The 12,087-nt window shown below is 71.9% G+C and carries 12 protein-coding genes and 1 tRNA gene; 8 read left to right on the forward strand and 5 right to left on the reverse strand.

Annotated elements, in window-relative coordinates:
• A complete protein-coding gene (locus AB0J24_RS05215; RefSeq protein WP_358675713.1) occupies positions 1–1,053 on the forward strand; it encodes a creatininase family protein in 1,053 nt (350 codons plus the stop codon).
• On the forward strand, positions 1,050–1,934 hold the full coding sequence (locus tag AB0J24_RS05220; RefSeq protein ID WP_358675716.1) for an SMP-30/gluconolactonase/LRE family protein: 885 nt from the start codon (positions 1,050–1,052) through the stop codon (positions 1,932–1,934). The genes AB0J24_RS05215 and AB0J24_RS05220 overlap by 4 nt, the downstream gene beginning before the upstream one ends.
• Here AB0J24_RS05220 and AB0J24_RS05225 read toward each other — a convergent pair.
• The 4 genes from AB0J24_RS05225 to AB0J24_RS05240 form a co-directional block, all read right to left on the reverse strand.
• Positions 1,888–2,340 carry an FAD-dependent oxidoreductase gene (locus tag AB0J24_RS05225; protein ID WP_358675719.1) on the reverse strand — a complete coding sequence of 151 codons (453 nt, stop codon included), beginning with the start codon at positions 2,338–2,340 and terminating at the stop codon, positions 1,888–1,890. The two genes, AB0J24_RS05220 and AB0J24_RS05225, sit on opposite strands and share 47 nt — an antisense overlap.
• Positions 2,341–2,848: 508 nt before the next feature.
• Positions 2,849–2,920: transfer RNA gene (locus AB0J24_RS05230), tRNA-Val, on the reverse strand.
• Between the two features lie 29 nt (positions 2,921–2,949).
• A complete protein-coding gene (locus AB0J24_RS05235) occupies positions 2,950–3,411 on the reverse strand; it encodes a redoxin domain-containing protein (RefSeq protein ID WP_358675722.1) in 462 nt (153 codons plus the stop codon).
• 31 nt (positions 3,412–3,442) lie between these two features.
• Positions 3,443–3,874, reverse strand: a complete 432-nt coding sequence (locus AB0J24_RS05240) for a DUF3052 domain-containing protein (protein ID WP_358676432.1) — start codon at positions 3,872–3,874, stop codon at positions 3,443–3,445.
• Positions 3,875–4,291: 417 nt separating this feature from the next.
• Here AB0J24_RS05240 and aceE point away from each other — a divergent pair, with 417 nt between their 5' ends.
• On the forward strand, positions 4,292–7,084 hold the full coding sequence (gene aceE, locus AB0J24_RS05245) for a pyruvate dehydrogenase (acetyl-transferring), homodimeric type (RefSeq protein WP_358675725.1): 2,793 nt from the start codon (positions 4,292–4,294) through the stop codon (positions 7,082–7,084).
• Positions 7,085–7,307: 223 nt separating this feature from the next.
• Positions 7,308–7,511, forward strand: coding sequence for a cold-shock protein (locus AB0J24_RS05250; RefSeq protein WP_085915279.1), 204 nt, complete (start codon positions 7,308–7,310; stop codon positions 7,509–7,511).
• Between the two features lie 160 nt (positions 7,512–7,671).
• On the opposite strand, the gene AB0J24_RS05255 is transcribed toward AB0J24_RS05250, so the two are convergent.
• Positions 7,672–8,436 carry a pirin family protein gene (locus tag AB0J24_RS05255; RefSeq protein ID WP_358675728.1) on the reverse strand — a complete coding sequence of 255 codons (765 nt, stop codon included), beginning with the start codon at positions 8,434–8,436 and terminating at the stop codon, positions 7,672–7,674.
• A gap of 9 nt (positions 8,437–8,445) precedes the next feature.
• Between AB0J24_RS05255 and AB0J24_RS05260 the strand changes: the two genes are divergently transcribed.
• The 4 genes from AB0J24_RS05260 (at position 8,446) to AB0J24_RS05275 (ending at position 12,087) form a co-directional block, all read left to right on the forward strand.
• Positions 8,446–9,732 (forward strand): helix-turn-helix domain-containing protein, encoded by a 1,287-nt coding sequence (locus AB0J24_RS05260; RefSeq protein ID WP_358675731.1) that lies wholly within the window; start codon positions 8,446–8,448, stop codon positions 9,730–9,732.
• Between the two features lie 142 nt (positions 9,733–9,874).
• A complete protein-coding gene (locus AB0J24_RS05265; RefSeq protein ID WP_358675734.1) occupies positions 9,875–10,798 on the forward strand; it encodes an ACP S-malonyltransferase in 924 nt (307 codons plus the stop codon).
• On the forward strand, positions 10,795–11,784 hold the full coding sequence (locus AB0J24_RS05270; RefSeq protein WP_358675737.1) for a beta-ketoacyl-ACP synthase III: 990 nt from the start codon (positions 10,795–10,797) through the stop codon (positions 11,782–11,784). The genes AB0J24_RS05265 and AB0J24_RS05270 overlap by 4 nt, the downstream gene beginning before the upstream one ends.
• Positions 11,785–11,844: 60 nt before the next feature.
• Positions 11,845–12,087 carry an acyl carrier protein gene (locus AB0J24_RS05275; RefSeq protein ID WP_010231572.1) on the forward strand — a complete coding sequence of 81 codons (243 nt, stop codon included), beginning with the start codon at positions 11,845–11,847 and terminating at the stop codon, positions 12,085–12,087.

Here is a 12,087-nt window from a genome sequence, read left to right on the forward strand (position 1 = left end):
GTGCCGGCGCCCCGCCGCTGGGCGGAGCTGACGGCGCCCGAGCTCGGCGAGTCCGCCGCGCGCGGTGACGTCATCCTGCTGCCGGTCGGCGCCGTCGAGCAGCACGGCGCCCATCTGCCCGTCGACACCGACATCCGGCTCGCGGTCGCGGCGGCCGACGCCGTCGCGACCCGGTTCGGGCGGGCGATCGTCGCCCCGCCGGTCTGGTGGGGACTCTCGAACATGCTCAACATCCTCGACCAGTGGGCCCCGGTCGGCCTGATCGCGGTCGCCGCCACCCTGGTGATCATCACCGGCAACCTGGACCTGTCGACGGGGGCGGTGTTCGCCTTCTCCGGAGTGGTCGCCGCGCTGACCGCGCAGTCCGCGGGCCCGCTCGTCGGTGTGCTGGCCGGCGTGCTGGCCGGAGTGCTGTGCGGCACCGTCAACGCGCTGCTGGTGACGGTCGGGCGGATCAACGCGTTCATGGCGACCCTCGCGACCAGCATCATCGTCGGTGGCACGGCGACGCTCGCCGCCGACGCCAAGTTGATCACCGTCTCCGACCCGGCCTTCAGCACACTCGGCTCGGGAAGCCTGCTCGGCCTGAAGTACTCCGTGTGGTGCTTCGCGGTGTTCGCGCTGGTCTGCGGCTTCGTGCTGGCCCGCACCCGGGCCGGCCGGGCGATCTACGCCACCGGCGGCAACGCGGAGGCCGCCACCCTGTCCGGGATCCGGGTCTCGTGGGTGCGGGCCGCGACGTTCGTGGTCAGCGGCGGGGCGGCGGCGCTCGCCGGCGTCATCGTCGCGTCCCGGGTGTCCACCGGGCAGGCGGACGCGGGCGGCCTGACGCTGACCTTCCAGGCCATCACCGCCGTCGTCATCGGCGGCACGAGCACCCTCGGCGGACAGGGCGCCATCTGGCGGACGATCCTGGGGCTGGGGATCCTGGCCATGATCGACAACGGGTTCAACCTGCTCGGCGTCGACGCGCTCTACCAGACCATCTTCACCGGGGCGATCATCCTGGCCGCAGTGGCGGTCGACGCCTGGGCACGGAAGTCCCGGCAATGACCGGCGTGCTCGGTGAGCCCCGGCTGTTCGCGAGCGGCGGGTCCTTCCTGGAGGGGCTGCGCCGCCACGACGGCCGCTGGTGGGCGTCGGACTTCCACCGTGGTGTCGTCCTGGCGTTCGGCACCGACGGTGTCGAGCAGGAGATCCTGCGGATCGACGACCGCCCGTCCGGCCTGGTCTGGCTTCCGGACGGCTCGCTGCTGGTGGTGGCGATGGACTCGCGACGGATCCTGCGTCGCCGTCCCGACGGGACCGTGACGGTGCACGCCGACCTGCGCGCGCTGGCGCCGGGACCGCTCAACGACATGGTGGTGGACGCCACCGGTACCGCCTACGTCGGTGAGTACGGCTTCGAGCTGGAGCAGGGCGCCCCGTTCGCGACGGGCAGCGTGATCGCCGTCGCGCCGGACGGCGCGGCCGAGGTGCTGGCCACGGACCTGTGGTTCCCCAACGGGGCCGTCGTCGCGGGGGGCGAGCTGGTGGTGGGCGAGTCCTTCGCCGGCCGGTACACCGCGATCTCCCTGGACGGACGACGGCGCCGGACCTGGGCCCGGCTGGCGCCGCCGCCGTCCGCACCGGACGTCGCGACGATTATGGCCGAGGTCGCCTTCATGCCCGACGGCTGCGCACTCGACGCCGACGGGCACCTGTGGTCCTGCGACTCGACCCACCAGCGGGCCTGCCTGGTCGCCGAGGGCGGGGAGATCCTGGCCGAGCTCGCGGCACCACCGGGCATGCAGTACTTCGCGTGCGCCCTCGGCCCGCGCGAGCTGCTGCTCAGCGCCGGGCCGCCGTTCGGGTCCGACCACGCCGGAACCCGCGACAGCGTCCTGCTCACCGTCCCGGTGGCGGTCGGTGTCCCCGGAGCGAAGGGTCGATGAGTGCCCCCGCTGCATCAGTCGAGGCGTCCGGAACGTCAGGGGTGAACCGTGTGCACTGCGCGGCGTCGGGTGTCATCGGGGCGCTGGCGGAGATCATCTGAATCACCGCGAGGGCTTCGGCCCCCGCATCGCCGGCCGCCGCTGCATCCCCGGCGGTCTCGCTGCCGCCCCAGTGGGTGCGTCCGTGGGGCTCGGTCAGGGCGCTGCCGTGAGTCGTCATCACGTAGGGAGGTACCGCGGGGTTCCGACCGCCCGGTGCGAACGGTTCGGTTCCCCAGCGGTGGTCGGCGAAGTCGATCGGGGCGGCAGCTTCCGCCCCGTACAGCTCGACGGGCTGCTCGATGACCCGATCGCGCCGGACCTGCGGCCCGAAGCCGTCGTACGCGCGCGGGTCGCAGAAGGCCATGAGCACACCTGGGCCTCCCGGATCCTCGTGATGGACTGATGGCCGTCACGCATGGATACAGGCCCGCACCGGCCGTCGACATCGGCGTGTTCGCGATCACGGGCGGCCTGTTCCTCAGGCGCTTCCGCTTCGGGCAGCTGCACGTCGCCCCCGCGGTGTTCCACCTCGTTCGACGACGGCAACCGCACGATCTTCTACACCACGGCACTGGCGACGTGGGGACCCAGGGTTTCGTGTACTACTTCGCCTACCGGGCATTGCGTGACCACAACAACCGAGCGCCCGGGCCGGCAGCCTCCGGGGTGGCGGTCGCGGGCAACGAGCAGTCCGGACAGGAACAGGGCGGCCTCTGCAGCGAAGTGCTCAACTCGACGAGGTCGTTCCGCGCTGTCGCTGCCGTCCTGCCTTCGCCCGTGCCATGGCACGAGGGTACGACCGGCTCGTGCGAATCGTGTCATGCGAGATCGCGGGTGATCGTGCTGCGAGGATCGACGCTGGGTCAGATGCGTGGGCGCGGCAGGGTTCGAACCTGCGACCGCTCGGGTGTAAACCGAGTGCTCTCCCGCTGAGCTACGCGCCCCTGGCCGGTCGTGACCGACCGGCCCAGTGTCACACGGCGTCCAACGCCCTACGCCACCCGTCCTGGTCCCGTGGTTCACCCGGCTGGTTCACCTCGGCGAAGGCGAGGGTCCGGTCGGTGCGGACCAGGAAGGTCCCCCGCACGGCCATCCCCTTGTCCACGTTGAACACCCCGTAGTCCGAGGCCACGGCTCCGTGCGGCCAGAAGTCCGACAGCAACGGGAAGGTGAACCCGGCCGAGGCGGCCCACGCGGCCAGCGCGAACGTCGGGTCGCAGGAGATCGCCAGCACCTGGACCCGATCGTTCTGGAACGACTCCAGCGACTCCTGGACGGCCGTCAGCTCCCCGCCGCAGATCCCGGAGAACGCGAACGGGTAGAAGACGACCAGTGCCGCCCGCCCCGATCCGAGGATCGACGAGAGTGCGACCGGCTGCCGATCCTGGTCGGGGAGGACGAACTCGGGGACGCTCGCCCCCACCGCGGGTGACACGGCCCTCACCGTAGTCACCCGCGAGGAGCCTTCAGCGCTTGCCCTTGCCCTGCTTCGGCGGGACCAGCTTCGACCCCACCCAGTCCTCACCGAGTGTGGCGTTGCTCGTCTGCGACAGCCCCGCGGTGGGCGCCGCCTCCGCTATCTCGGACGGTTGGAGGTGGCCGTCACGGCCGGTCTTGGGCGTCAGGACCCAGACCACCCCGTCGTCGGCCAGTGGGGTGCGGGCGTCGACCAGTGTGTCGACCAGATCGCCGTCCCCGTCGCGGAACCACAGGAGGACGACGTCGATGACCTCCTGGGCGTCCTCGTCCAGCAGTTCCTCACCGATGATCGCTTCGACGGCCTCTCTGACCTGCTCGTCGACGTCGGTGTCGTATCCCAGCTCCTGGACGATCTGGCCCGGCTCGATGCCGAGCTTCCCCGCGATGTCGGACGCACCGGCATCTGCCGCGGTCACCACTCGTTCCCCTTTCACGCTGCTCACGCAGTCCATCGTCATCGGTTCCGCGTGCCGGCGCCAGCCCTGACACGAATTCGGATGCGGCATCCGAACACGAGCGCGGGACCCGGCGCAACCGGCTGTCACCGGATCAGCACCCGCAGCGGGGTGCCGCGCACGTCACCCCGCCGTCCGTTCAGTTACGTCGCAGTAGTACCTATCCTCGCCCGAACACCTCGAGAACTCGGACCGCGGTATACCGGTGCTGAGTTTCGGGCCCGCGCCGGAGCAGGCACGATGGGCATCGGACACGCCCGTCGCGCCGGCCGGCAGCACCGCACTGCCACCCGTCGACCCGGGGCCCGATGCGGCGGCGCGGACGTGAGGAGAACAGGGCCGGGTGACCCCGGCCGCCGACAGATCAGGCAGGGAGAACCCTTGACCGCGCAGAGCAGCAGTGCCGGCAGTACCGACAACGGGGAGCCGCGCCGCGTCAACATCATCCGGGACGGGCTCGCCGCCCACCTCCCGGACATCGACCCGGAGGAGACGGCCGAGTGGCTGGAGTCCTTCGACGCGGTCCTGGACAACGTCGGCCAGCAGCGCGCCCGCTACCTGATGCTGACGCTGCTGCAGCGCGCCCGTGAGAAGCACGTGGGGGTCCCGGCGCTGACCGCGACCGACTACGTCAACACCATCCCGACCGACCGCGAGCCGTGGTTCCCCGGCGACGAGGAGGTCGAGCGGACCTACCGGCGCTGGATCCGGTGGAACGCCGCCATGACCGTGCACCGCGCCCAGCGCCCGGGCATCGGGGTCGGCGGGCACATCTCGTCCTACGCCTCTTCCGCGACGCTCTACGAGGTCGGGTTCAACCACTTCTTCCGCGGCAAGGACCATCCCGGCGGGGGCGACCAGATCTACATCCAGGGCCACGCCTCCCCCGGCGTGTACGCCCGCGCCTTCCTCGAGGGACGGCTGACCGAGGACCGCCTCGACGGCTTCCGCCAGGAGCTCAGCCACGCCGGGCCGGGCGGCGGTCTGCCCTCCTACCCGCACCCGCGGCTGATGCCCGACTTCTGGGAGTTCCCCACCGTCTCGATGGGCATCGGCCCGATGAACGCGATCATGCAGGCCCGGTTCAACCGGTACCTGGGTGACCGCGGCATCTCCGACACCCGCGACCAGCACGTCTGGGCGTTCCTGGGCGACGGCGAGATGGACGAGCCCGAGTCCCGCGGCATGATCCACGTCGCCGCGAACGAGGGCCTGGACAACCTGACCTTCGTCATCAACTGCAACCTGCAGCGCCTCGACGGCCCGGTCCGCGGCAACGGGAAGATCATCCAGGAGCTGGAGGCGTTCTTCCGGGGCGCCGGCTGGAACGTGATCAAGGTCGTCTGGGGCCGCGAGTGGGACGCGCTGCTGCACGCCGACCGCGACGGCGCGCTCATCAACCTGATGAACACCACGCCGGACGGTGACTACCAGACCTACAAGGCCAACGACGGCGCCTACGTCCGCGACCACTTCTTCGGCCGCGACCCGCGCACCAAGGCACTCGTCGACCCGATGAGCGACGCCGAGATCTGGAACCTCAAGCGCGGCGGCCACGACTACCGCAAGGTGCACGCCGCCTACGCCGCGGCGACCGCGCACCACGGCCAGCCGACCGTCATCCTGGCCAAGACGATCAAGGGGTACGGCCTCGGCTCGCACTTCGCGGGCCGCAACGCCACCCACCAGATGAAGAAGCTGACCCTCGACGACCTCAAGCAGTTCCGCGACGAGCAGCGCATCCCGATCAGCGACAAGCAGCTGGAAGCCGATCCGTACCTGCCGCCGTACTACCACCCCGGTGAGGACGACGAGGCCATCCAGTACCTGCGCGAGCGCCGTCGTCAGCTGGGCGGCCCGCTGCCCTCGCGCCGGACGACGAGCAAGCCCCTGGTGCTGCCCGGCGACAAGGTCTACGAGGTCATCAAGAAGGGGTCGGGCAAGCAGGAGGTCGCCACCACGATGGCGTTCGTCCGGCTCCTCCGCGAGCTCATCAAGGACCCGGAGATCGGCGGCCGTTTCGTCCCGATCATCCCGGACGAGGCCCGTACCTTCGGTATGGACTCGATGTTCCCGACGCAGAAGATCTACAACCCGCACGGGCAGAACTACACCTCGGTCGACGCCGAGCTGATGCTCGCCTACAAGGAGTCCGAGCAGGGCCAGATCCTGCACGAGGGCATCAACGAGGCCGGCTCGGTCGGCTCGTTCACCGCGGCCGGCACCTCGTACGCCACGCACGGCGAGCCGATGATCCCGGTCTACGTCTTCTACTCGATGTTCGGCTTCCAGCGCACCGGCGACTCGATCTGGGCCGCCGCGGACCAGATGGCCCGCGGGTTCCTGGTCGGGGCGACCGCCGGCCGCACCACGCTGACCGGCGAGGGCCTGCAGCACAACGACGGCCACTCGTTGCTGCTGGCCTCGACCAATCCCGCGGTCGTCGCCTACGACCCGGCGTTCTCCTTCGAGGTGGCGCACATCGTCCAGGACGGTCTGCGCCGGATGGTCGGCGAGGACCCGGAGAACGTCATCTACTACCTGACGGTCTACAACGAGCCCTACACCCAACCCGCCCAGCCCGAGGACCTGGACACCGAGGGCCTGCTGCGCGGCATGTACCGCTACGCGACCGCCCCCGAGGGTTCCGGCCCGGTCGTGCGGCTGCTCGCCTCCGGTGTCTCGGTGCCGTGGGCGGTGCAGGCCCGGCAGATGCTCGCCGACGAGTGGGACGTGCGCGCCGAGGTCTGGTCGGTCACCTCATGGGGCGAGCTGCGCCGCGACGGCGTCGACGCCGAGCACCACAAGCTGCTCCACCCCGGTGACGAGTCGATCACGCCGTACGTGACGACCAAGCTCGGCGAGGGCGAGCACGCCGATGCGCCCGTCATCGCGGTGTCGGACTGGATGCGGGCCGTGCCCGACCAGATCCGGCAGTGGTCCCCGGCGCCGTTCGTCTCCCTGGGCACCGACGGGTTCGGCCTGTCCGACACCCGCCCCGCGGTACGCAGGCACTTCGCCGTCGACGCCGAGTCCATCGTGGTCGGTGCGCTGTCCGCCCTGGCCGAGCAGGGCCAGATCAAGGTGGAGACGGCGGCCGACGCCGCAGCCGGCTACAAGATCGACGACCCGCGGGCGGCCGGTCCGCAGACCAGCGACTCCGGCGCCGCCTGAGTCGTGACGCCGCGACGGCGGTCCGTTGCCCCCGGCAACGGACCGCCGTCAGCTTTTTCGCCCCTCCCCGGGCGGCGCAGATCACGATAAGCTCCGCCCGACGGTGCGTGTGGTGATCACTCGTCGCCCGGCAGCACCGTCCTGACCAGGGCGTGGACCGTGTGCGCCGCTGGCCGGCGGCCACGGGACGAGGTGTCCCGGGCCGATGAACGAGGGAGCAGGAATGGCAGAGGGCACCGTCAAGTGGTTCAACAGCGAGAAGGGCTACGGCTTCCTCGCTCCCGACGGTGGTGGCGCGGACGTGTTCGTGCACTACTCGGCGATCCAGACGAACGGGTACAAGACGCTCGACGAGGGCCAGCGCGTCGCGTTCGACATCGAGCAGGGCCAGAAGGGGCCGCAGGCGAGCGCCGTCACGCCGCTCTGAGCGGCCGCCGCGAAACGGGCCGCCGGTAGCCGGCGACCCTGCGTCAAGCGTCCGGCCCGGATCACGTCGCCCGGGCCGGGAGATTCGTTGCCCGGAGCCCGGCAACCTCGACCGCCGTATCGGCGCTGCGGCAGCAGCCGTGCCAGCAGCGCCGGTACCGTCAGTAGCCCAGTGCTCCGTGCATCTCCCACACCAGGATCTCGGCGCCGTCCGGGCCTGCGGTGACCCGACGGCCACCGCCGTCGTCGACGATCCTGGCCGCGTCGCCGGCCCCCAACGGACCGACACCTTCTGTCGTCGTGGCCGCCTCCAGGTCAGCGGTACCGCGGGCGACGAAGGCGTGCACGTACGGCGCTGCCGGGAGACGCGTGTCGCGACCGGGCCGTAGCTGCACCACGTGCAGGGCCGCCCCTCGCTGGCGCAGCGCGAGCAGCGACGTCCGGCGATGCCGTGCGAGCCCGGACGCCAGCACCACCGACTCCCCCGGCGCCGCGGACGCCTCCCCGACCTCGTACTCCGGCGCCCCGCCCGGCCCGTCCGGTACCACCCACATCTGCACGAACCGGGCATCCGCGGCGGGCGTCGCGTGCTCGGAGTGCCGCACCCCGGAACCGGCACCGAGCCGCTGCACCTGCCCGGGCGCGACCCGCTCGATCCGGCCGCTGCCGGTGTCCCGGTGCTCCAGCTCCCCCTCCAGCACCCAGGTGATGATCTCGGTGTCCCGGTGCGGGTGCTCGTCGTAACCCCGCCCGGGCAGCACCCGGTCCTCGTTGTGCAGCAACAGCAGCCCGAAGTGGGTGTTCGCCGGGTCGTAGTGCGCGCCTGCGGAGAAGCTGTGCCGGGAGTCCAGCCAACCGGTCCGGGTGCGGAATCGCTCACCGGCGCGGTGCAGCGTGAGGCGCGGGCCGTGCTCTGCGGTACTCATCGTCGTGTCATGCTGCCCGACGTGCGCCGCCCTCCGATCGCGGCCGCGACGTTGCGCCGCCTGGAACTGGCCTCGGCGCCGCTCGCGGCGGCCTGCCTGGCCGAGATGGAGCGCACCCGTCCCTGGTTCGCCGACCTGCCGGCCGACCAGCGCGCCGGGGTCGCACTGGTCACCCAGGCCGGGGTCGCGAACTTCGTGTCGTGGCTGCGCGAACCGGACCGCACCACCCCGCTCACCGCCGAGGCGTTCCGGATCGCACCGCGCGACCTGGCCCGGCGGATCAGTCTGCGGCAGACCGTGGAGCTGGTGCGGATCGCCGCGGACGTGTTCGAGGAGCACCTGCCGCCGCTCGCCGGGGACGCCACCGAGCAGCACGAGCTCACCGAGGCGGTGCTGCGCTTCGGTCGCGAGATCGCGTTCGCGGCGGCGACGGTCTACGCCGGCGCTGCCGAGTCCCGCGGTGCATGGGACGCCCGCCTGGAGGCCTTGGTCGTCGACGCGGTGCTGCGCGGCGACGACGACGGCGCGCTCGTCTCCCGGGCCGCGGCGCTCGGCTGGAACCCCGCGGCACCGGTGCACTGCCTGGTCGGCAGTGTCCCCGGCAGCGGTTCGGAGTCCCCGCAGCTCATCGTGGAGCTGCGCAAGCTCGCCGCCCGGTTGCACCACGACGTGCTGGTCGGGGTCCAGGGACGCCGGCTGGTGGTGCTGCTGCACCCCACCGGGCGGGCCGGGCCGGAACCGACCGGCCCGGTGCTCACCGAGATCGCCGCCCGCTTCGGGGCCGGACCGGTCGTCGCGGGCCAGCCGAGCGCCGATCTCGCCGGTGCCGGTGCCTCGGTCGCGGAGGCACTCGCCGGCCTCGCGGCCGCTCCCGGTTACCCCGACGCGCCCCGTCCGGTCGCCACCCGGGACCTGCTCCCCGAACGCGCACTGTGCGGTGATCCGACGGCGCGGCGACGGCTCGCCGAGGACGTGCTCGCCCCGTTGCACGAGGCCGGTGGAGAGCTGCTGCGCACGCTCGCCGCCTACCTGGAGGGCGGCGGGAGCCTGGAGGGCTGCGCCCGGGCGCTCTACGTCCACCCGAACACCGTCCGGTACCGGCTGCGCCGGGTCACCGAGCTGGTCGGCCTGTCGCCCACCGACCCGCGGCAGGCGTTCGTACTGCGCACCGCACTCGTCGCCGACCGCACCGGGCGGGTCCGGGAGAGCGTGTCCGGCAGCGAACCGCTCACCCCGCTCGACGACGCCCGGCCCACCGGGATCGGCTCGGCCGCAACAGCCGAGGAGATGTCGTGAAACCTACAAACACAGACCCGTACGTGTCGGTAACGAGGGCTCGGTCACACTGTCTTATTGGAGGGTTCCTCCAACTACGGTGGGTCGAAGTTCGTCGTAACCGGCATGCCGCCGCCGCCCCCGAGAGGTGTGTGATGTCCCGGTGATCGCCCTGCTCGCGCCCGGCCAGGGGGCCCAGACCCCCGGCATGCTCACTCCGTGGCTGGCGGAACCCGCCGCCGAGAAGCTCGTCGCCGGCTGGTCCGACGCGGTCGGCCTGGACCTGGTCCGGCTGGGCACCACCGCCGACGCGACGGAGATCACCGACACCGCCGTCACCCAGCCGCTGATCGTCAGCCTCGGACTGCTCGCGGCACGGCGGCTGCGTGAGACGGTGGAACTGCCCGCGGACACCGTGGTGGCGGGTCACTCGATCGGCGAGCTCACCGCCTACGCGATCGCCGGCGTGCTCGACGACGACGCCGCCGTCGCGCTCGCCGGTGTCCGGGGCCGGGAGATGGCGGCCGCCTGTGCGGTCGCGCCCACCTCGATGGCCGCCGTGCTCGGCGGCGACCCCGACGTCGTGCTCGCCCGGCTCGCCGAGCTCGGCCTGGACCCGGCGAACCGCAACGGCGCCGGCCAGATCGTCGCCGCGGGGGCCAAGGAGGCCATCGGCGAGCTGGTCGTGGCGCCGCCGGAGGGGGCCCGGGTCAAGGAGCTCCCGGTCGCCGGCGCCTTCCACACCGCACACATGGAGCCCGCCCGCGCGGCGCTGGCCGAGCACGCGGCGTCGGTCGAGGTCTCCGACCCCGAGCTGACCCTGCTCTCCAACGCCGACGGCGGCGTCGTCGGCTCCGGGGCCGACGCGCTCGACCGGTTGGTCGCCCAGGTGACCCGTCCGGTCCGCTGGGACTCGTGCATGCAGACCCTGGCCGCCCGGTCGGTCGGGGCGACCCTCGAGCTGCCCCCGGGTGCGACGCTGACCGGCCTGGTCAAGCGGGCGATCAAGGGCACCCCCACGCTCGCGCTCAAGACCCCCGACCAGCTCGACGCCGCCGCACAACTGATCGAGGAGCACCGGAATTGAGCCGGATCCGCCTGGCAGAACCGACCGTCGGCGCGCAGCTGCTGGGCCTGGGCAGCGCGCAGCCCGAGCACGTCGTCACCAACGACGACCTGGCCCGGCGCGTCGAGACCGACGACGCGTGGATCCGGTCACGGGTCGGCATCGCCGAGCGCCGGATCGCCGACGCGACCACGTCGCTGCCCGACCTGGCTGTCGAGGCCGGGCTGGCCGCGCTGAAGGACGCCGAACTCGACCCGGCCGGGCTCGGCGGGGTGATCGTCGCCACCTGCACGATGCCCAATCCCATCCCGAACGCCGCCGCCCAGGTCGCCACCCGGCTGGGCGCGAACGGGGTCCCCGCCTTCGACCTCAACGCCGCCTGCGCCGGGTTCTCCTACGCGCTCGGCGTCGCCGCCGACATGGTCCGCGGCGGGAGCGTCACCAACGTGCTGGTGATCGGCGCCGAGAAGCTCTCCGACTGGATGGACTGGGACGACCGCTCGACCAGCATCATCTTCGCCGACGGGGCGGGAGCCGCGCTGGTCGGCCCGGCCACCGCACAGGACGGCGTCGGCGTCGGACCGGTCAGCTGGGGCAGCTCCGGTGACCAGGCCTCCGCGATCCGGATCCTCGGCGAGTCGACGAACAAGCTGCACCAGGAGGGCCAGGCGGTGTTCCGCTGGGCCACCACGGCGGTCGCTCCGGTCGCGCTGGACGCGATCGAACGCGCCGGGCTGACCCCGGCCGACATCGACGTGCTGATCCCGCACCAGGCGAACCTGCGGATCGTCGAGGCCATCGCCCGCAAGCTGCGCTCCAAGGGCGCCCGGGACGATCTCGTCGTCGCCGACGACATCGTGCACTCCGGCAACACCTCGTCCGCGTCCATCCCGATGGCGCTGGACCACATGCGCACCGCCGGCCGGGTACGGTCCGGCGACGTGCTGCTGCTCGTAGGCTTCGGCGCAGGCCTGTCCTACGCCGGGCAGGTCGTCGTCTGTCCCTGAGACGGCAGCCTGGTAGGAACCCGTACGACCCCCACCACCCCCATCGGAGGAGAACCGAACGTGGCTGACAACGCTGAGATCCTGTCCGGGCTTGCCGAGATCGTCGAGGAGGTCGCCGGCATCGACACCGCCGAGGTGACCCCGGAGAAGTCCTTCGTCGACGACCTGGACATCGACTCGCTGTCGATGGTGGAGATCGCCGTGCAGGCCGAGGACAAGTTCGGCGCGAAGATCCCGGACGACCAGCTGGCCGAGCTGAAGACCGTCGGCGACGCCGTCGACTTCATCGCCAAGCACCAGTGA

Source organism: Pseudonocardia sp. NPDC049635 (genome assembly GCF_040659795.1).
Taxonomy (GTDB): Bacteria; Actinomycetota; Actinomycetes; order Mycobacteriales; family Pseudonocardiaceae; genus Pseudonocardia.